This is a genomic window from Evansella clarkii (assembly GCF_002019695.1).
GTDB lineage: Bacteria > Bacillota > Bacilli > Bacillales > Salisediminibacteriaceae > Evansella > Evansella clarkii.
The window spans coordinates 4,408,395-4,427,392 of record NZ_KV917376.1 but is presented as its reverse complement, the minus strand read 5'-3'; the positions used below and the strand labels follow the sequence as shown (position 1 = coordinate 4,427,392).

Sequence of the window (18,998 nt, the reverse complement as noted above, 5' to 3'; positions counted from 1 at the left end):
ATATTTCCCCACTTTGATGTGTTTGTAAGTGTTCTGTTTATATACTAAATCATACATCCGTTCAGGCTGTTTTGTAAACGGACTTTACAGCCTGGCTTTTCAGAACAGTTTGTTTACAAGTATTGAATTTTCTCCTCCTATTATAATATATTTCATGCAGGCAAAACCATACAACTATGAATAATCCTTGAAGAAGGTGAAGGTTTAAATTAGACTTTTTGTTTTGTTAAATAGTCAACTATACCCAGAGAACTGACAGTTAAGTCAAGCTGAATCACTTCATAAACAGGATCGTCTTCAGGAATACCGAATTCGTCCAGCTCTCTTTTTACTTCTACAAGAAGAATTTCTTTTAAAGCATTCCAGTCTTGATTTTTTTTCAGTACGTATTTTCCCTTTTCTATAAATACAGGGAGCCATTTATTTATATCTCTGTATACTTTCGCCGGTTCCTCGCTTATAAAAAAATGGCCGAATGCAATCCTGTCTGGCTGGAGGTTTTCTGCCAGAGAAACAGAATTTAACATAGCATCAGGATCGAATTGATTTGGAGAGGTAGAAGGAAGAAATAATTGAACACCACTTTCTTCCAGCTGAGGGTACCTGATACCTAAAGTATCCCCTGTAAAGAAAGTGTTCGTCCGTGAGTCCATAATGCTGAAATGATGTCTGGCATGTCCAGGGGTATGGTAGAAGGTAAGTTTTCTGCCGGGACTTAAGGTCAGGGTGCTTTTGTTTTTCATTTCCATAAGCGCTGGTCCTGGTACAGGAAGCACAGGTTCAAAAAAGTCGTTAAATTGAGCACCATAGATTGCTTTTGCCCCTTGTATAAGCCGTTCAGGATTTTCGAGATGCCGCTTGCCGGCAGGATGTACAATTACTTTCGCTTTCGGGCACTCTTTAAGTAATAATCCAGCTCCGCCAGCATGATCCAGATGAATATGTGTTACAATAATGTATTTTATTTCATCAGGAGTGATCCCCTTCGATTTCAAAGCATGTTTTATATAAGGAATTGAGATACTCGGGCCTGTTTCTATTAAAGCAACACCATGTGGTCTTTCATCCAGGACATAAGACCCAGTTCTTTTGGCCGTCCCCATATCGAAACCATCAACGCAGAAAGTTCTTTCATCCACAGGGAAAACATCTGCAATCATTTTTTACATCTCCTTTTCCAGTAGTATATTTTCTTCATTGTAGTTAATCGTTACATCTTTGTAAACCTTCTAACACACAAACGTAAACAAATTATAGTACTATAGTCCCCTGCTGTTTTTAGCAAATAAAGTTAATATGTTAAAATGCCCCCCTAAAATTAAAAGAAGAAATCGAATAAATATAATTGAAACTGAGAGGTGTTTTTTGTGCTGAAGCGCCTAATGTATAAAGAGAAAGAAACAGATACAATAGAGCAGACAGTCGCAGCAATCCAGGAAGGTGATTCAGAACAGGAGAATTTGTTTATTGAACAATACATCCCGTTTATTCGCAAAACTACTGCCAAGGTTTGTAAAAGGTATATACGAACAAGTGAAGATGAGGAGTTCAGCGTTGCATTAATGGCTTTTAATGAAGCGATAAAACAGTATTCTTCTAATAAAGGCAGTTCTTTTTTATCTTTTGCAAGTTTAGTAATAAGACGCAGAGTCATTGACTACATAAGGCAGGAACAGAGAAGGCGTGTAACCCTTTCCATAGATTTTACAGAAGAAGATAAAGAGAATATGGAAAATCTTGCGGAGGTCCAGGCGTCGTTTAAGGAATATAAAGAGATAATAGAAACAGAACATCGACGGGAAGAAATTTTACATCTCCAGGAAAAGCTCGGAGAATTCGGTATCAGCCTGTCTGAAGTGGCTGCACAGTCGCCAAAACACCAGGATGCCAGAGAAAATATGCTGGAGATAGCTCAGGTGGTTGTAAGTAATGAAAAGTTTAAAGAGTTTTTATTGGAAAAACAGCGTCTTCCAATGAAAGAACTGACTAAGAGTATTTCAATGAGCCGTAAAACAATAGAGAGAAACAGAAAATACATAATAACATTATGTCTCGTGCTCTTGGAGGATTATCGTTACTTACAGGATTATTTGAAGGAGTGGGTTTCATGAAAAAAGGGGTAGTCATGGAAAAGAATAAACGGTATATGATTGTTATGACCGGGAAAGGAGAATTTGTCAGAGCCAGATTAAACAGAAAAGCTGAAGTAGGAGAAGAAGTTGTTTATATGCCCGCTTCTTTTTTTCAGTATCCTATATATAAGAATAAAGCATACAGCCTTCCACTGACAGCAGGGCTTATTATTCTGCTCGTGTATCCGGGATTTACTTTTTTTTCTCCTGAAAAAGTCCATGGTGTTGTTGCTCTTGATATGAACCCAAGCATTGAATTCTCCGTAGATGAGGAGTTTGAAGTTATTTCTGTTTACGGGTATAACGAAAAAGGCAGGGATTTGCTCGATGAACTCGATGGCCAGTTAGACGGCAGGCCGTTATATTCGGCTGTGGAAGCTGCTATCGAGCAGGGGCTTGGGTCGGAAATAATGGCTGAACCAAGGGATATTTATATTTCTTCCCCCCTGAATCTTTTTGATGAAATGACTTGGGGGGAAAGTTACGAAGACTGGATAGAATCAATACAGGATGAGTTTACTGTTAATTTCATAACATTAAGCCTCGAAGAGCATATCATGAGAGAGGCCAGAGAAGTATCCTTATCTCCTGTAAAATTTCTCCTTTTTAACGATGCAGTAAACGAGGGGCACACCATTGAGATTAATGAGGTTAAAAACGAAACTATTAACAATATTCAGGGAGATACGGGAAAAGAAGTCACTGCTCTTCTTTCTCCCGAAAACGTGAAAGTCAGTCGGACAAACCACTCCATTGCCCAGAAAGAAAAACGAGCTGAAACTATTAATTTAGATGAACTGATAAATGATACTAAAGTAATTTCGTTCCAGGTTCCTGAACAAAAAGAGTCAGAAGAAAATAATGCACAACAAGATCATAATGAAGCTGATCAGGAGGAAAAGAGCGAAGAAAACAATAGTGAAGAAAAAAACAGCAGTCCAGCTGGCAAGTCTGATAAACATCCTTCGCAAAACAAAAACAGTTCAGCCGAGAAAAGCAAAAAACCGGAGAACCACCCATCCCAGTTAAAAGAAAAAAACAGCAGCCAGAATCAGGGAAGTAAAAATGGGAATAAGCCGGAAACTAAGGGTAATAGTAATAACAATAACAATAACAATAACAATAACAGCCAGGGCCAGGGCAACACGAACAGTGAACAGAAAAGTAAAGGGAATAGCAGCGGTAATTCAGATAAAAAAGGAAACAACGGAAACAACGGGAATAAAGGGAACAGTGGAAATAAGGGGAATAGTGCGCCGGGTGACAGCAAAGGAAACACTGGAAACGGTCAGGGGAAGGGAGCTCCCCCTCATTCCGGTTCTGGAGGAAATCCATCTGGATCAGGTGGTAATCCCGGAAAAGGAAATAAGTAAACATAGAAAAAAGGGATAGCCCTTCTGTGCAAAATGGTTCCCTTTCCATGAAGAAATATATGAAAGAGCATTTTAAATAACAGACCAAATCTTAGGGGATGGTCTGTTATTTTTTCTTATATTATTAATTACTGGATATGTTATTAATCGTTATTTGAATTGGCCAAACCACTAAAATCACCAATTTTTAGCCCATTAACGGAATGAGGAGCCGCTTCACCGTCATAAAGCCCCTTTTTAACCCCAGAATCCTAAAATCTTCTTAAGATAAGAAATTTAACAAATAGGATCCGTACGTGTTGCGATACGTGCCCAGTTATTGTGAGCGGAACGAGAATCCACACCGCCAAAAGCCCATACATTATAAAACGAGTAGTTTAGTTGAATAACCCAACACAAACAAACAGAACGCCTGGATAATAAAATCCAGGCATCTTGTCTTTATATGTTGTTAACATAATATATATTATTTCAACTGTTTTTCTGGATTTTTATTACTGTACCGGCTCTTTAAGTTTATTCTGCATCTTTTTTCACGTCTCCGGAATTGTTATTATAACGGACTTCATTTAATTTGAGGAGATGCTTCATTCTGTCCATTCTTGAAGTCTGTAGCTGTTCCGTCTGCTTAATAACAAAGTCCCTCATGGAATTTATGGTAGACATGACTTCATCAAACGTTTTTTCCTTCTGGTCTTCTGACAGTGAGTCATACGTTTCCAGAAGGTTAGGCAGATCATAAGTTACCATTCTTTTAAGATGATGTTTCTCTTCAATATCCAGCAGATGAATATCCTTAATACAGACAAGGATATCTTCCTGGAGCTGATTAATTTGCTTATGGAATGCTGGTTCTGACTTTTGGTACTGTTTTTTTAAGGAGTCCAGATTTGTCAGTATGATTTTCGTCTCGTCTTCTTTTGCAGGTTCAGGCTCCGGCTTCATTAATGCCTTTTGTTGTTCTTCAGTCTCTATTTCGGTAAGTGTCTTGCCTGCAAGTGAAAGGTCCAGCCGGTGAAGTTCATAAAATACCGGCTGGAATAATGGATGGTTTCTTACATTTCGTACGATAGTACGGGTGCCGGACGTATAATATATTGTAGAGTCTGCACATTTGCCCATCCCTTTTTCTGCTTTGAACTGCTTTCGGAAAACAGTAATATATATTCTTTTCTTTACAGAGACTGGTGACTTTTTTGTATCAAGGAGCTCCAGGTATATCTTTTTTTGTTTTATTTTCACTTTAAACAAATAGCCTTTAATGTTTCGTTTGAAAGTTTTATTTACTCTTGGAAGCTCAGATAAAGTAGCCAGGTCAGACAGAAATTCCGCTGCTTCACTGACCAGTTCTCTTGTTTCTTCTGTTTCAACTTTGCTGTCATTTAATGGCTTTAAGTAGTTGGGGAGGAATGGCTCCAGCCATTTTTGTTCCCATACGCGATCACGCCAGTTCAAGACGTTCACCTCATTTACATGAGTCCAATTATTACGAAGTCAGAAGTTTAATTTTTACGAAAGCTGTCCTATATTTTTATAAGATAAGAAAGTATAACTTCCCACGATAGTTGTTTAGCTTCAGCGACGAGCGTTTACATCACGAGTATGCTTGGAGTTGTCTCGACGGATACACCTCGAAGTGCTGCTCGAAGAGGAAGAGACAGCTATTGAGGTCAATTCAGGCCTTTTAGTATGCCAAAGAGCGGCTTCCGTCAGGCATCGTCGAGTAAGCTGTCCCAACGAGCATAGCCTCTTGAAACGCTGCGAGTTGCCTCGACAGATCCACTGCGCAGCTACGCTCGCAGAGGAAGAGGCAGTGCTTGGGTCTGCGGTTACTCGCCGCAGATAAAGAGTGTCGCTCGTGGCCAAGGTGCTTACGCTTTTCTGTTAATTTAACAGCTTCCGTTCCATTTGCTGGTTTAACTCATCCATTTCTTCGATAAACTGCTTACTGGACTGTATTATTCTTTCATTAGACTGCTCTGTCATCTCAATCGCTGCATAAACATCTTCATAAGCTTTCTTAAAAGTTTCCATTGCAACTGCAGGCTCTTCCAGTGTTTTGAGTGTTTCTTCAGTATTAGATTTAAGAAGCTGTGCATTGGAAAGAAGCATTGCTTCTGTCGTATCATTTACATTCTTCACAGCATCGATGACTTTCTTCTGGTTGCTTAAGGCCAGCTGAATGGAAGCAGTAACTGTAATGATATTTTTAGTCATAGTAATAGCATTAAAAATAGCTTCCTCGAGTTTATCGTTATTCTCTACAATAATATCAACAGAGGCAAGGGATTGCTGGAGCACAAGGACTGCCTGCTGCATATTCTTTACCCGTGACAGAACTTTCTGCTGCCCTTTCTGGATAGGGGTTGGGTCAGTCTGCCATTCTTCCTTTTTCATCTCTTCTTCAAGCATTACATTCAGCTGTTTCCCAATGTCGATCTGACCATTAAGAGATACGATTCTTTCCCTTGCGGTCTCTTTAAGCTGCTGAAGCATAATTGTGTCTTCCTCTAAACGGTCTTTACCATGGAGGAGAGCCCCGACGACTGTCTCTACTTCAGCTTCGACTGTCTGATATTTCTGGGTGTATTTTTCAATCGGGCTTTTACGGGCAAGTTTATTAAAGAAACGCTGCCACTTGCCTTCTTTAAGATAATCTGGTTCCAGTTCGGCTACCATTTCTTTTAATTTTGTAAGCTGGTCAGGAAGGTCATTGTCATTATTGGTCATCATATCCCGTACTGGCCGTTTGAGGGCTTCCAGAGACTCTCCGGCTTTCTGTTGTTCTTCAGTCCCTATTTTTCCAAGGCTTTCAAGGATTTTATTTAAATCGCTGCCTTTCCTGATTTTTTCCACATACTCTGCTGCGGATCCTGCCGGGCTGCTGTTCGTATTTTCCGGGCCAGCAGGTTTCGGTGTATTTTTATTTTCCGTCATATATATAACCTCCTGATTATGAGGAATTAGTTATTATCTGCAGTTGTATATACGAATTATCCTCTGTTAGGTTTCATAAAACCTCATATTAAAATTATACAGTCCAGTTTATGAACGTACAACAGTGAAGGGAGTTCTCTGTGAATTAATATGTTATATTAAGTGTTGGGTTCTTCCCGTCAGGAGGAATGGAAATGAAAGAGAATGAACTTGCAGCAGAAAAAAAGGAGCATTTTATAGAACGGCTCGGACTTGAAGCCGTACCGGTTTCTATGCGTTTAACAACTGCTTTTGATTACATAAAAATACAGACTGCGGTTTCAGTGAACGCAGGTAACTTCCTTGTCCCGGCGCTGGCAGTGCTGGAAGGAGGGCTGACTTTCCTGCAGGCAGTATTCTCAGTAGTTGCTGGTGCCGTTGCGGCCTTTTTCTTTGTTTCCCTGTTATCCTTACCAGGATCAGTGTATGGTTTTCCGGCGCAGTTTTCCGTAAGAATGATACTGGGGACAAAAGGTGCCATGTATTTATCCTCACCTGTAAGGGCACTCACTTCCTTGTACTGGTTCAGTGTACAGACTATAGGCGGGGCATACATAGTCCAGGAAATACTCAGAAGGATTTTTCAAATTGACCTGCCTTTTTTACTAATCTCCGTTTTCCTTGCTATGGTTATGGCTTATTTAGCCCTTGTAGGATTTAATGCTATAAAAACATTTACTTCTTATTTTACCCCTGTGCTTCTTCTCGGGGCGACAGTAATGCTGTTTGTCTATTTTACCGGTGGAACAGGGGTGGGGGGCCAGCCATTAGAAATTTTGTCAGCATCAGGAACCGGATCGGCAGGCACGATGTTCTTTTTTGCCAGCCTTGCTTTTGTTCAGTATATTTCCGGGGTTAGTGCTTCTTCTGATTTAGCAAGATACGGTAAAACTCCACGGGGAGCTTTTACTGGCATATTTATCGGCAATACTGCCGGTTTTTTCTGCACAGCAGTTCTTGGTGCATATACAGCAGCTGTTTCAGGACACTGGAATCCTTTTCTTATTACCTCGAGAATGACAGACTCTGTCTTGTTTCTTATAATTATATTTGCAGCTGCGATTGGAAGTATGGTTTCTATTAACATTAACAATGCTTATTCAGGAGGATTCAGCCTTCTGAACAGCGTCCCCCGGCTTGGAAGAGTAAAGAGTGCCCTTATTTTCGGAGCAGCAGGGGTAATGCTCAGTACCTATCCAGCAATAGTAGATGAGGCCTCATCCTTTATTTCTGCGCTTGGAATGCTTATTATTCCATTGTCCGGGGTTATAGTGGCCGATTTCTTGCTCATAAAGAAAAGAAAGTTTTCTGAAGCTGATTTGCAAAAGCTGGCGGAGAACAGCATAGAGCTTAATAGGAATGCCCTTTATTCAGGAGGCTTCGGCCTTCTTGTGTATATGCTTCTGCCTGCAGATTACTCCCCTGGTTTTATCGCTTTTGCCCTATCAGCTGCAGCTTATTATGTTCTCTCTAAAAATAGAATTGTGAGGTTATAAATATGTGTCTCATCGGTTTTATGATAAATGAACATCCGGAGTATCCCTTTATTTTTGCTTCAAACAGAGATGAATTTTACAGCAGGGAAACAAAACAGGCTGGTGAATGGGAAGGACTTCCTGGATTGATAGCAGGAAAGGACGTGGAAAAAGGCGGTACCTGGCTGGGATTAACAATGTCTGGTGATTTTGCTGCTCTGACGAATGTAAGGGAGCCGACGGCTGATTCTGAAGGAAAACAATCAAGAGGAGAACTTGTTAAGAGTTACTTTGAGAACAGGGAAGTCTTTAATAGTAATCTTGAGCACGCTTCTGTATATGGCGGGTTTAATATCATTTATGGAAATGTGCGGCAGCTAAACTATTTTTCCAACAGAGCAGAGCTGAAGGCTAGTCTCACAAATGGTGTGCACGCCCTTAGCAACGCAGCATTAAACACACCCTGGCCGAAAACAGAGCAATTAAAAGCCGGGATGAAGGAGCTTGTTTCTGTCCACTCATCATCCGAACTGGAGGAAAATCTATTTACCCTCCTTAAGGCTGACCAGGCTTTCCCAGTTGAACAGCTTCCGGATACAGGGGTGGGCACCGAGCTTGAGAGAATGCTGTCGCCGCTGTTTATAAGCAGTGATCAATACGGCACAAGGTCCAGTACGGTGGTACTTGTTGATAAATATGATAATTGTACGTTTGTGGAAAGGTCATATGTTCCATCTGCAGCTGAAGCAAGGTTTACCTTTAAAATTGTATAAAGGAATCTTAATTATAAAAGGGAGCAGCCGGCGCTGCTCCCTTTTTCAAAAAAATTTAACGGCGTTTCTGTGTACTTTTATGTATGCGGGGGTTACTCCTATTTCTTCGCCGTCTCCTTGCACCGCCTGTCTTCCTTTTGACTGTATTGTAAACTTTCTCCCTTTAAGAGAAGTGATATAGGGGAGAGATAAATGCCTTTTTAAATAGACAGATGGAATAGCAGCAAGGAGCCGAAAGAAACCAAGGCTGTGAACAACCACTAAGTCGATTTCGCCATCACGGGGATCCGCCTCCGGGCACATGGGAATTCCACCGCCATAGTAGGAAGTATTTCCGGCAGCCAGCAGCCAGACATTAGTGAAACTATGAGTATTTCCATCTTCACTAATGACATTCACATCAAGGGGTTTGTAGCGGGTTACAGTTTTGAGAAAGACTGCCAGATATGTCAATCGGCCGAGAAACGCTCTGTTAAGCAGTTTTTTAATAATGGAAGTCTGGCAGTTGATAGCAGTTTCCGCATCCACTCCCACTCCGATAATTGAAAGGACTTTGCGATTATTCACTTCCAGAATGTCATATTGTTGTGCGTGGTCATTGTTGATCCTCCCGATTGCTTTCCTGACAGTGCCGGGAATTTTAAGTGCTCTGGCAAAGTCGTTCCCGGAACCCGAGGGTATGAGCCCGAAAGGCAGCCTTAGAGAATACAGCTCGTTTACCGCCTGATGCAGTGTTCCATCACCCCCGACAACAATAATGCCTTTTAGCTCGCTTTCGTATGGTGTAATAGCATTCCTGATTTCTTCATACATATCCTTACCCTGAAACTTGTGGGAAAGGAAAGCTTTATAGGAAGAGGAGAGGTTCTCATTCAACAGCTTTAAAACAAGGTTATATCTTCTTCTGCCGGAGTATGAATTAATAATTACTATGTACATAAGTGTCTCCTTTAAAATGAACAATGCTAACTTATTATAACATTGTTAGACCTTAAAGTTTTTAAAAATTCAAATTGTATACGGCAGGGGGACAGGCTGTATTAATACTTTCTATACTTTTAACTATACTAATTTTCTAAATATGAAGATTATATGATAATTTCCTTCATATTCTGGCAAAAAAGCATTTCACCCTTTATAATGAGGTGGTAAGTTGATATGAGCTGAAAAGAACCAACATCAGCAAAACCGTTAGGAGGGTTAGCTATGCTATCAAATATCGGCATTCCCGGGCTGATTTTAATTCTTGTAATTGCCCTGGTTATTTTTGGTCCAAAAAAACTTCCCGAGATTGGAAGAGCTATGGGACAAACATTAAAAGAATTTAAAAACTCAACAAGAGAACTAACAAAAGATGAAGAAGACGAGAAGAAAAACCAGTAGGTATTTAATTAATACTTTTCTAATAGATTTTAAAAAGATAAATGAGTGGAAGGCGGCGACTCCTGCGGGAATAGCAATAGCTGCGAGCATAGCATCATGAAAAACTACGAGTTGTCTCGATGCATGCAGCTTCCAAGGGAGGCTCTGAGAGGAAGAGACAGAAGTCCTCTCATATAGCTGGCTGTTTCTTCCTCTGCCAGCTAAGCCTCCGCAGAGGATACGTCGAGACAAATCGACGCTTTTGCGGTGAAGTAACGCTCTTTGGAGCATTGCCCGCGGAAAGTGTCCGCATGCAGCGGATTTATAAGAAAGTTCTGAACTGAAATATGACTTTTAGGCTCTGTTTAAGGCTGATGTTGATTTTGTGCGGATGGTTAATTTTCGTGAGAGGTGCGAGCGAGACTGTCTCTTCCTCTGCCAGCTAAGCCTCCGCAGAGGATACGTCGAGACAAATCGACGCTTTTGCGGTGAAGTAACGCTCTTTGAAGCAATGCCAACAGGACAAGAGCGTCCTGTAACGAAAATCAACAACAAAGTTTAACATAGCTAACTTTTAAAACAAATAGGTTGAAAAGATGTGAGGTGTCTTCCATCTTACATCTTTTTATGTTTAAGGAGCGTCAAGCCATGAATGAAGAAAGCATGAATCTCATGGAACATCTTGGTGAACTGAGAAAAAGAATAATGATTACCCTGGGCGCTTTTATACTGTTCTTTATTCTTTCCTTCATTTTTATCAGGGACATCTATGAGTGGTTTGTAAAAGATCTGGATATGACTCTGACTGTACTCGGCCCCCTGGATATTATATGGGTTTATTTTTCCTTAGCAGGTATTATAGCTATTGCGCTTACTGTGCCAATACTTATCCTGCAGATCTGGCTTTTTGTAAAACCTGGACTTACTCCAAAAGAACAAAAAGTAACAGTGATGTACATTCCTGCATCGTTTATTTTATTCGCCGGCGGCCTGGCTTTCGGATATTTTATAGTCCTGCCCCTTGTGCTTAACTTTTTAGTCGGTCTGGGGGATGAAATGTTTCAGACGATGTTTACTCCGGACAGGTATTTTCAGTTCGTAATAAGGATGACAGTACCGTTCAGTATCTTATTCGAAATGCCCTTAGTCGTAATGTTCCTCACAAGTATTGGAGTTCTTACACCTGACGGCATGAAAAAGAACAGGAAGTACGCTTATTTTGGAATCGTCGTTGTCAGTGTATTGATTTCACCGCCTGATTTAATTTCTGACATACTGGTAATTGTGCCACTTATCTTCCTTTATGAAGTCAGTATTAATCTTTCCAGAATAGTGTACCGGAGAAGGATGAAAAAAGAACAGGAAGCCGAAATAAAACCATAACAAAAAACTGCCTTCTGTAAATGGAAGGCAGTTTTTTATGGGATTATTATAATTTTATATAGTTAAGATCAGGATCAGTCTGCAGCTTCTCAAGTGAGCGGACTATTTCTTCTACAGATTTTTCATTATAACAGTCATAAGAATCGATATCGAGATGAAGGACGGGGCAAATGTTAAATGCAGAAATCCAGTTGTTGTATCTGTTGTATAACTCACTCCAGAATTCCACTGGAGTGTTAATCTCCATTTCCCTTCCTCTTGCCTCGATACGGTTTAAAATGCTTGGCAGTTTGCCGTCTATATAAATCAGAACATCCGGTTTAGGAAAATAAGGAGACATAACCATAGCATCAAATAAAGACTGATAGGTTTCAAAATCCCTGTCGGACATATTTCCGTTATCATACTGAAGCCTGGCAAAGATTCCGGTGTCCTCATAAATGCTTCTGTCCTGCACATACCCCAGCCCGGTTTCGTGCATTTTCTTCTGTTGTTTAAAGCGTTCTGCCAGGAAATAGATCTGCAGATGGAACGACCACTTCTTAAAATTGTCATAATAGTCTTCCAGATACGGGTTCCCGTCAACTTTTTCGAAGGAAGGTTTGAATCCAAGTGCTTCCGCCAGGGTCTTTGTTAACGTGGACTTTCCGGCCCCTACCGTACCTGCTAATGTAATTAAGGAATCAGGGCGTAAGTTATGGTTTAATTTTGGCATAAAATTTTCCACTCCAATAAAAATTACTCAATATAAGTGCTTGTCAGTTGCTTTTTTAAAATAACGATTGCTGCTTATCCGCTATATCGGTGACCTGGTCTATTATCCGCTGAAGATCATGGGGGTTATTAACAAAATCTGTTTTGTCTCCGTTAATTTGCAATACCGGAATATGGGGATAAACCCTTGTGTGATCTTTAATAAACTGGCGATAGTTTTCAGAAAGTGTCTCAAGATAAAGAGGATCTATAGATTTTTCAATTTTACGTCCCCTTTTCTTTATCCTTTCAAGAAGCGTTGGCAGACTTGCGTCCAGGTAAATGATAATATTCGGCTTTGGAAGGTCATTCGTAAGAATCCTGTAAATTCGGTCATATTTATCGAAGTGATCCTGCGATAAAGTCTGTTTGGCAAAGATAAGATTTTTAAATATATGGTAATCACTAATGACAGGAAGCCCCTGGGACAGAAAATTTTCGTATGTATCTTCCAGCTGTTTATAGCGGTTGCATAAGAAAAACATCTCAGTCTGAAAACTCCATTCTTCGGTGTTTTCATAAAATTTTCCAAGAAAAGGGTTTTCGTCCACAATCTCCTTCAGCAGTGCAAACTTATAATAGTACGACAACAGCTCAGCCAGGGAGGTCTTGCCGGCTCCTATTGGGCCTTCTACAGCGATGAACGGGACGCGAAACTGCTGGCTCATATCGTAAAACGCCTCCTTTCTTTGAATAATTTACTTTCTTAACTATTTTGTTTGCATTCGTTGAAAAATGTCGATTTAAGTAAAAACAAATTTAATTCTACCATATTCTAACGAGAAGGAAACCTATTATATTTACTTTTATACTTGTCTTTTTGCGGAAATATATTAATTAAATCCGTTTGAATAAGGTTCGGGAAGGTAACTATTCTTAACAAGCAGCAGTTCCTATAGTATGATTGACGGAGTGATTTATAAAGGAGGTGTTCTAATGAGCCAAAAGGTAAAAATAGTAACTGATTCTACACTTGATATGAGAAAAGAAGAAATAGAACAGTTAGGCATAACAATTGTGCCCCTTTCTGTAACTATAGGAGATGAATCTTATATAGATGGAGTGGACATAACAGCCCATGAATTTGTGAACATGCTCGTTAACTCAGATGAAATGCCCCGAAGCTCTCAGCCATCTGTAGGATCTTTCGTTGAAGTATATGATGAACTGGGAAAGGATGGCAGTCCTGTTTTGTCCATCCACATGACAAGCGGAATGAGCGGCACCTACTCCTCTGCAAAAACAGCAGCGGATATGTCGAAAAGCGATGTTACAGTTATCGATTCCAAATATATATCCTGTGCACTTGGTTTCCAGGTGAAGGAAGCAAGTGAAATGGCGAAGAGCGGGGCTGCTGTTGAAGAGATCGTAAATCGACTGGAAACAGTCAGGAAAAATACCTCTCTATATATTATGGTAGATACGCTGGAATATTTAGTTAAAGGCGGCCGTATTGGCCGTGGGAAGGCTTTAGTAGGATCTCTGTTAAAAATTAAGCCAGTTGCTTCCCTTCAGGATGGAGTATATACACCTGTTTCAAAAGTCAGGTCCTATATGCAGATGGTTAAATATATGAAAAAGCGTTTTGAAGAAGAAACAGCAGGTAAAATAGTCAGAGGGATGGGAATTGCCCAGGTGGAAGCGCGGGAACTTGCAGGAGAGCTCCGTGGAGTTATTAAAGACTCTACCAGTTTCAGAGATATACCAATCGTTGACACCACCCCGATAATCAGTACGCATACTGGTCCAGGTGCTATTGCATTTATGTACTATACAGACGATAAATGAAGCGATCGTGCGGTTAAATAAAACGAATTTCTGATAATAGCAGAAATTCGTTTTATTTGTTTTTCCCACTGATGATCTCATTTATTTTCCTAGGCCACAGGTTCATACAGAATTAATTATTGTTAACTAAATTCCAAATAAGTTACAATGAGAGATATGTAAAGGAGGCAAGGAAGACAATGCGAACAGGCTTAATATTGGAAGGCGGAGGTATGAGAGGAGTATATACAGGGGGAATACTGGAATATTTTCTGGAAAACAATATACGTTTTCCATATGTTACCGCAGTTTCTGCCGGGGCTTGTAATGCGTCATCCTTTATATCCAGGCAGAAGGGAAGGAATAAAGCAGTAACGATTGGTTACGCCGATCATCCTGAATATATTTCTTTTAAAAGGCTGTTTAAAAACGGCGAATTATTTAACTTTGACTTGATCTTTGACCAAATACCAAACAGAGAAAATCTATTCGATTACAGAACCTTTAACAGTTCTGAAGAAAAGTTTTATATCGGTACTACAGATTGTAAAACGGGAGAAACCATCTATTATGAAAAGTCAGAAATAGGAGAAGATCTTAATAAAATACTCCGTGCTTCATGTTCTTTACCGATGCTTTCCCCTTTCATTGAATATGACGGCCGTTTTCTTCTTGACGGAGGAATAAGTGATCCAATTCCTGTTAATAAATCACTGAATGATGGTAATGAAAAACATGTTATAATTCTCACCCAATGTGAAGATTACATGAAAAAGCCTGTAAAACGGGGGATATGGTGGTATCGCAGAAAATACCGCGATTACCCGGGGCTTATTGAAATTATCGAAAACCGCTCCAAGGTGTATAACGACTCCCTGATAAAAGTCCGTCAGCTTGAACAGGAAGGAAAGGCATTCGTTTTTCGCCCTGAAAATTTACAAGGCGTATCCAGAATTGAACGGAAAAAAGAAAGGCTGCAGGCTTTATATGACCATGGTTATGAACAGGCAAAACAACAGCATGAAGCACTAAAATCATTTTTACAATCCGAGCCTGTTCGCCGCCAGGCTACAGGGAATTGAAAAAGAGCTCTGTTATTTTGACAGAGCTCTTTCGTCTGCATTGCTGTTTTGTACATAACACTGTCATAAGCTTTTATACTTCAGATAAAGCAGGTGTTCAGATGAACCGGAAAAAGGGTTACCGGCTACTCGCATTATTTTTATTTATAGCTTTTATAAGTTTAATTTCACGATCAATCATTTACTTAATACTTTCAACGGTTGTTGCAGTGAGTATAATTCTCCTTTTAAGCGCAGACCGGAAGAACAGAAAAGACATCGGGAATGCAGGTACACAGGAAGCAGGTACAGGCTCAAAAAGAGGCTTGTCCGGGGCATGGGTGCCCGCGTTGTTTCTAAGCACAGGAATAATTATGGCAATTTACGGCGTGAGCGGACTGACCGGGCGGGTTTTCCTTCTCAGTGAGTCAGAGATCATGACAGATGTGCCTGCTGTGTTAATCTTCTCTGTAATTACCGGCTCTTTACTGGCTGTCAATGGAATATATAATTTACTGAAGTATTCGTTAAAGGACAGATAAAGTTAAAAGCAACTTGCAGATCGACAGATGAGCTGCGTTCGCTTCCACAGAAGGCGTATGCAGTTTTCTTTATTCCTGTTATTTGTTTCAGGTTTCTTATATACTAATCCTTAGAGAAGCGAAATATTATCCTGGAGAAGGTGTATACTATTAATCCTCAGAAACGAAATCTTCTCATTATGTGTATAGCTAACTTTTTTGTGGCAGCGAGTGCTACAATGGTTCTGCCTTTCCTTTCTTTATACATAGAAACTTTCGGAGAATTTTCCGATGCGTATGTACAAAGGTGGTCAGGCTTTGTTTTTGGGATTACATTTCTGGTTGCATTTGCCGTATCACCTTTATGGGGAAGATTCGGCGACCGCTTCGGCAGAAAAAAAATACTTATTATAACCGGGTTTGGAATTGCATTTTCCATATTTCTGATGGGCCATGTAAATTCTGTGCAAGGTTTATTTGTCCTTAGATTTTTTATGGGTATTGTGACAGGCTTTGTTCCTACTTCGATGGCCCTCATTGCAGCCCAGACAAATAAAGAAACAGCAGGCAGGGTGCTTGGAACTCTTCAAATGGGTACTGTTTCCGGAGGATTGTTTGGTCCTCTGCTTGGCGGTTCCCTTGCTGACTCCTTTGGTTTTACCTATACCTTTATAATTACCGCTGTTGTTATTTCAGCCGCCTCTGTACTTGTGATTTTTGGTGTGAAAGAAATCTCAACTGCTGAAAGAAAGCAGAGTGAAAAAGAGTACCGAAGCATGAAAGAAGTGTTTTTGTAATTTTTAAAAATCCTGTCCTTCTCATGGTAATGATATTATCATTTGTTATACAGACTGCTAATTTCAGTATACAGCCACAGCTTGCTCTCTATGTAAACCAGCTTCTTGAAACCCAGAACATTGCCTTCCTCGCGGGGCTTGCCTTTTCAGTAACAGGCCTTGGAAATGCGCTTACCACAAGAGCATGGGGAATACTTGGTGACAGAATCGGCCATGAAAAAGTACTTATCATATGCCTTATCCTGGCAGGGCTTTTCTTTCTGCCTCAGGCTTTCGCGGTTGATATTTGGCAACTAGTCATTTTACGTTTCTTATTCGGCCTCCAGATAGGCGGAATTATTCCAAATGTTACTGCTTATATCAGGCGGGCAGTCCCTCTTTCTGTACAGGGAGAAGTCCTTGGGTACAACCAGAGTTTTCGTTTTCTTGGAAATGTAGTCGGCCCTGTGGCAGGAGGCCTGATTGCTGGATATTTCTCTATATCCTCTGTCTTTTATTTTTCCTCCTTGTTATTTTTCCTGGCAGCGGCTGGTTTATATCTTGTTGTAAGAGTGAAATCAGCCTCTTCTGAAAAAGGAACATTCTCAGAATCTTAAGACTGTTTACCAAATAATTCACGTTGAAGCAATAACATGCTAGAATAATAGTATAGTGTCTGATTGTGAAGGAGTGCCGGTAAATAAATGCTAATTACTAAAAAGGAGAAACAATTGCTAATTCGTCTGCTGAAGAAAGAAAAGAGACGAGTGTTCGGTTTAAAAGAAGATAAAAAAGAGATCAATCAGCTTTTAGATAAATTAGAGCAAAATAACAGAAACGAAAAGGTTAATAAAGTTAAACCATCAAAGTTATAGATTACTGTGCAGCCATTGTCCAGCAATGGCTCTTTCAATGTTTTTCCAGATAATTCAGCAGGGAGGATATCCTGACCCTGCCATTAAACATAGTACAGAGAGAAGTAAAAAAGGGGAGAAACAAAATGAAGTTCAGTCCAGTGTTTTATATGTGGACACTTCTGTTTTTAATTATTACTGGATGCAGTGCAGGTGAAAACCTCAAGGCAGTTTCTAAATCAAGTTCGCTTGACGAGGTTTCATTGAACAGTGAAGCGCTGCATGATCAAAACACAAATGGTGACACAGAAGGGTTTCTTCAAGTTCATTTTATTGATGCCGGACAGGGTGATGCAGCATTATTTCAGGCAGACAATACAGTTATATTAGTACATGATGATTATACAGGACGATACGATGTAATTTCTTATCTGAAAGATCGTGGAATAAAAAAGATCGATCTGCTGGTAGGTCCAAGCCCTTCCGGTGAGTCTATCGATCAGTTTTCCAACGTAATTTCTGAATTTGCTGTAAAGGAGATCTGGATGTCAGGTGGAGTCAGTAATTCTCATGCATTTGAGCGGACAGTGGAAGTTATTATGTCTTCTGATCTGAATTATTATGAACCACGTGCCGGTGAGCATTTCGAATTTGGCTCTCTAAAAGTGGAAGTGATTCATCCTGAATCTATATCAGGGGATATTCTCAGTGATTCTTTGAGCATTAGAGTGAGTTACGGAAACTTCAGTTTTCTTCTAACTGGTGATATTGATGCTGGCGGGGAGAATGAAATATTAAACAGAGGGCTTGATTTAAATGCACAGGTGTTTATACCAGGCCGCCATGATTCATCCGTTCAGGATGCAGCTGAACTTCTTAAAGAAATTAATCCTGAAATAGCTATATACAACAGCAAGGAAGAAAACACAAGTCCTGAGGTCCTTGATGCCCTGGAAAAGGAAAAAATTCCGGTTTATGAAACAAATATTTACGGAAGTCTTATACTCAAGACAGATGGATTTAACGAATTTATCATCGAAGACAGCCAATAATAACAAGGAGAAATATTATGAAAAAGCTATGGAATACAATCTTAGACAATTCAGGCAAGACAGTTATTATCCTTGCCATAGTTATTAACCTGCTTGTGGTGGCCCTGTCATACATCCCTCCATATGAAGGAGACCTTCCAGCGTGGGTTAGACAGCTGCCATTGCTGAATGCTTCATTAAATAGTTTAACATTCGTTTTTCTGCTGCTCGCCCTGATTGCTATTAAGAAAAGGAATATTGACAGGCACCAGAAATTTATCTATGCAGCATTTACTACTACCTTTTTCTTCCTGCTGTCATATGTAACATACCACTTCCTTGCTGAATCCACTGCTTTTGGAGGTACTGGTTTTATAGCAGGTTTTTATTACTTCATTCTTATCACTCATATTATACTGGCAGCTGTAATAGTTCCTCTTGCGCTCATGAGCTTTTTTACTGGCTATAAGCGGGAAGAGGCACGCCACAGAAAATGGGTGCGCTGGACAATGCCTCTCTGGCTGTACGTCAGCTTTACAGGAGTATTGGTCTACATTCTTATATCTCCATACTACAGTTAATGGACAGAGGCTGGGGCAGAACAGCTTCAATAAAGTCAAAATGGTTCCGGTTATCGAATTGATAATTGGGACCTTTTTTTATGCAATTTGATTTGTTAACTGGCACTATAATCGTTTTGGACTTCCATTAACCCAAACTTCCCTGATATCCCTTGTATTTATGGGTACCCTAAATTTATC

At 40.1% G+C, this 18,998-nt stretch carries 18 protein-coding genes and 1 pseudogene; 13 read left to right on the top strand and 6 right to left on the bottom strand.

Translation table 11 applies throughout. The features are described from left to right. Positions 1 to 209: 209 nt before the first annotated feature. Positions 210 to 1,160 (bottom strand): MBL fold metallo-hydrolase, encoded by a 951-nt coding sequence (locus BK582_RS20765; protein ID WP_078596860.1) that lies wholly within the window; start codon positions 1,158 to 1,160, stop codon positions 210 to 212. Between the two features lie 207 nt (positions 1,161 to 1,367). Here BK582_RS20765 and sigI point away from each other — a divergent pair, with 207 nt between their 5' ends. Together sigI and BK582_RS20755 are read left to right on the top strand one after the other, a co-directional pair. Then, entirely contained in the window at positions 1,368 to 2,111 is a 744-nt protein-coding gene (gene sigI, locus BK582_RS20760) for an RNA polymerase sigma-I factor (protein WP_236939237.1), read from the top strand. After that, positions 2,108 to 3,505, top strand: coding sequence for an anti-sigma factor domain-containing protein (locus tag BK582_RS20755; protein ID WP_169911181.1), 1,398 nt, complete (start codon positions 2,108 to 2,110; stop codon positions 3,503 to 3,505). The genes sigI and BK582_RS20755 overlap by 4 nt, the downstream gene beginning before the upstream one ends. Before the next feature lie 516 nt (positions 3,506 to 4,021). Here BK582_RS20755 and BK582_RS20750 read toward each other — a convergent pair. After that, positions 4,022 to 4,960, bottom strand: coding sequence for a hypothetical protein (locus BK582_RS20750; protein WP_078596858.1), 939 nt, complete (start codon positions 4,958 to 4,960; stop codon positions 4,022 to 4,024). Positions 4,961 to 5,389: 429 nt separating this feature from the next. After that, a complete protein-coding gene (locus tag BK582_RS20745; RefSeq protein WP_078596857.1) occupies positions 5,390 to 6,442 on the bottom strand; it encodes a toxic anion resistance protein in 1,053 nt (350 codons plus the stop codon). A gap of 194 nt (positions 6,443 to 6,636) precedes the next feature. On the opposite strand from BK582_RS20745, the gene BK582_RS20740 reads away from it, so the two are divergent. Next, the gene (locus tag BK582_RS20740) at positions 6,637 to 7,977 is read left to right on the top strand and encodes a purine-cytosine permease family protein (RefSeq protein ID WP_078596856.1); all 1,341 of its coding nucleotides are present in this window, start codon (positions 6,637 to 6,639) and stop codon (positions 7,975 to 7,977) included. A gap of 2 nt (positions 7,978 to 7,979) precedes the next feature. Further along, positions 7,980 to 8,729 (top strand): NRDE family protein, encoded by a 750-nt coding sequence (locus BK582_RS20735; RefSeq protein ID WP_078596855.1) that lies wholly within the window; start codon positions 7,980 to 7,982, stop codon positions 8,727 to 8,729. 45 nt (positions 8,730 to 8,774) lie between these two features. Here the strand turns inward: BK582_RS20735 and BK582_RS20730 are convergent, their stop codons facing one another. Continuing rightward, the gene (locus BK582_RS20730) at positions 8,775 to 9,668 is read right to left on the bottom strand and encodes a diacylglycerol/lipid kinase family protein (RefSeq protein WP_078596854.1); all 894 of its coding nucleotides are present in this window, start codon (positions 9,666 to 9,668) and stop codon (positions 8,775 to 8,777) included. Between the two features lie 267 nt (positions 9,669 to 9,935). Here BK582_RS20730 and BK582_RS20725 point away from each other — a divergent pair, with 267 nt between their 5' ends. Together BK582_RS20725 and tatC are read left to right on the top strand one after the other, a co-directional pair. Beyond that, complete coding sequence (locus tag BK582_RS20725; protein ID WP_078596853.1) at positions 9,936 to 10,112, top strand: twin-arginine translocase TatA/TatE family subunit; 177 nt, start codon at positions 9,936 to 9,938, stop codon at positions 10,110 to 10,112. Between the two features lie 627 nt (positions 10,113 to 10,739). Next, on the top strand, positions 10,740 to 11,474 hold the full coding sequence (tatC, locus tag BK582_RS20720) for a twin-arginine translocase subunit TatC (protein ID WP_078596852.1): 735 nt from the start codon (positions 10,740 to 10,742) through the stop codon (positions 11,472 to 11,474). A 46-nt stretch (positions 11,475 to 11,520) separates the two neighbouring features. Here tatC and BK582_RS20715 read toward each other — a convergent pair whose 3' ends face one another. Next, positions 11,521 to 12,189, bottom strand: coding sequence for a deoxynucleoside kinase (locus tag BK582_RS20715; protein ID WP_078596851.1), 669 nt, complete (start codon positions 12,187 to 12,189; stop codon positions 11,521 to 11,523). A gap of 55 nt (positions 12,190 to 12,244) precedes the next feature. After that, positions 12,245 to 12,895: a deoxynucleoside kinase gene (locus tag BK582_RS20710; RefSeq protein WP_078596850.1), complete on the bottom strand. Its 651-nt coding sequence runs from the start codon at positions 12,893 to 12,895 to the stop codon at positions 12,245 to 12,247. A gap of 268 nt (positions 12,896 to 13,163) precedes the next feature. On the opposite strand from BK582_RS20710, the gene BK582_RS20705 reads away from it, so the two are divergent. The 7 genes and pseudogenes from BK582_RS20705 to BK582_RS20680 all read left to right on the top strand — a co-directional run bounded on the left by BK582_RS20705 (position 13,164) and on the right by BK582_RS20680 (position 18,818). Next, positions 13,164 to 14,015, top strand: coding sequence for a DegV family protein (locus tag BK582_RS20705; protein ID WP_078596849.1), 852 nt, complete (start codon positions 13,164 to 13,166; stop codon positions 14,013 to 14,015). Positions 14,016 to 14,194: 179 nt separating this feature from the next. Next, a complete protein-coding gene (locus BK582_RS20700; protein ID WP_078596848.1) occupies positions 14,195 to 15,076 on the top strand; it encodes a patatin-like phospholipase family protein in 882 nt (293 codons plus the stop codon). 101 nt (positions 15,077 to 15,177) lie between these two features. After that, complete coding sequence (locus BK582_RS20695; RefSeq protein ID WP_078596847.1) at positions 15,178 to 15,597, top strand: hypothetical protein; 420 nt, start codon at positions 15,178 to 15,180, stop codon at positions 15,595 to 15,597. A gap of 149 nt (positions 15,598 to 15,746) precedes the next feature. Continuing rightward, positions 15,747 to 16,969 (top strand): annotated as a pseudogene (locus BK582_RS28360) (MFS transporter). A gap of 114 nt (positions 16,970 to 17,083) precedes the next feature. Further along, the gene (locus tag BK582_RS27300) at positions 17,084 to 17,227 is read left to right on the top strand and encodes a hypothetical protein (protein WP_167553024.1); all 144 of its coding nucleotides are present in this window, start codon (positions 17,084 to 17,086) and stop codon (positions 17,225 to 17,227) included. 125 nt (positions 17,228 to 17,352) lie between these two features. Then, positions 17,353 to 18,258 carry a ComEC/Rec2 family competence protein gene (locus BK582_RS20685; RefSeq protein ID WP_078596846.1) on the top strand — a complete coding sequence of 302 codons (906 nt, stop codon included), beginning with the start codon at positions 17,353 to 17,355 and terminating at the stop codon, positions 18,256 to 18,258. A 17-nt stretch (positions 18,259 to 18,275) separates the two neighbouring features. Next, on the top strand, positions 18,276 to 18,818 hold the full coding sequence (locus tag BK582_RS20680; protein WP_078596845.1) for a DUF420 domain-containing protein: 543 nt from the start codon (positions 18,276 to 18,278) through the stop codon (positions 18,816 to 18,818). The last annotated feature ends 180 nt before the right edge of the window (positions 18,819 to 18,998 follow it).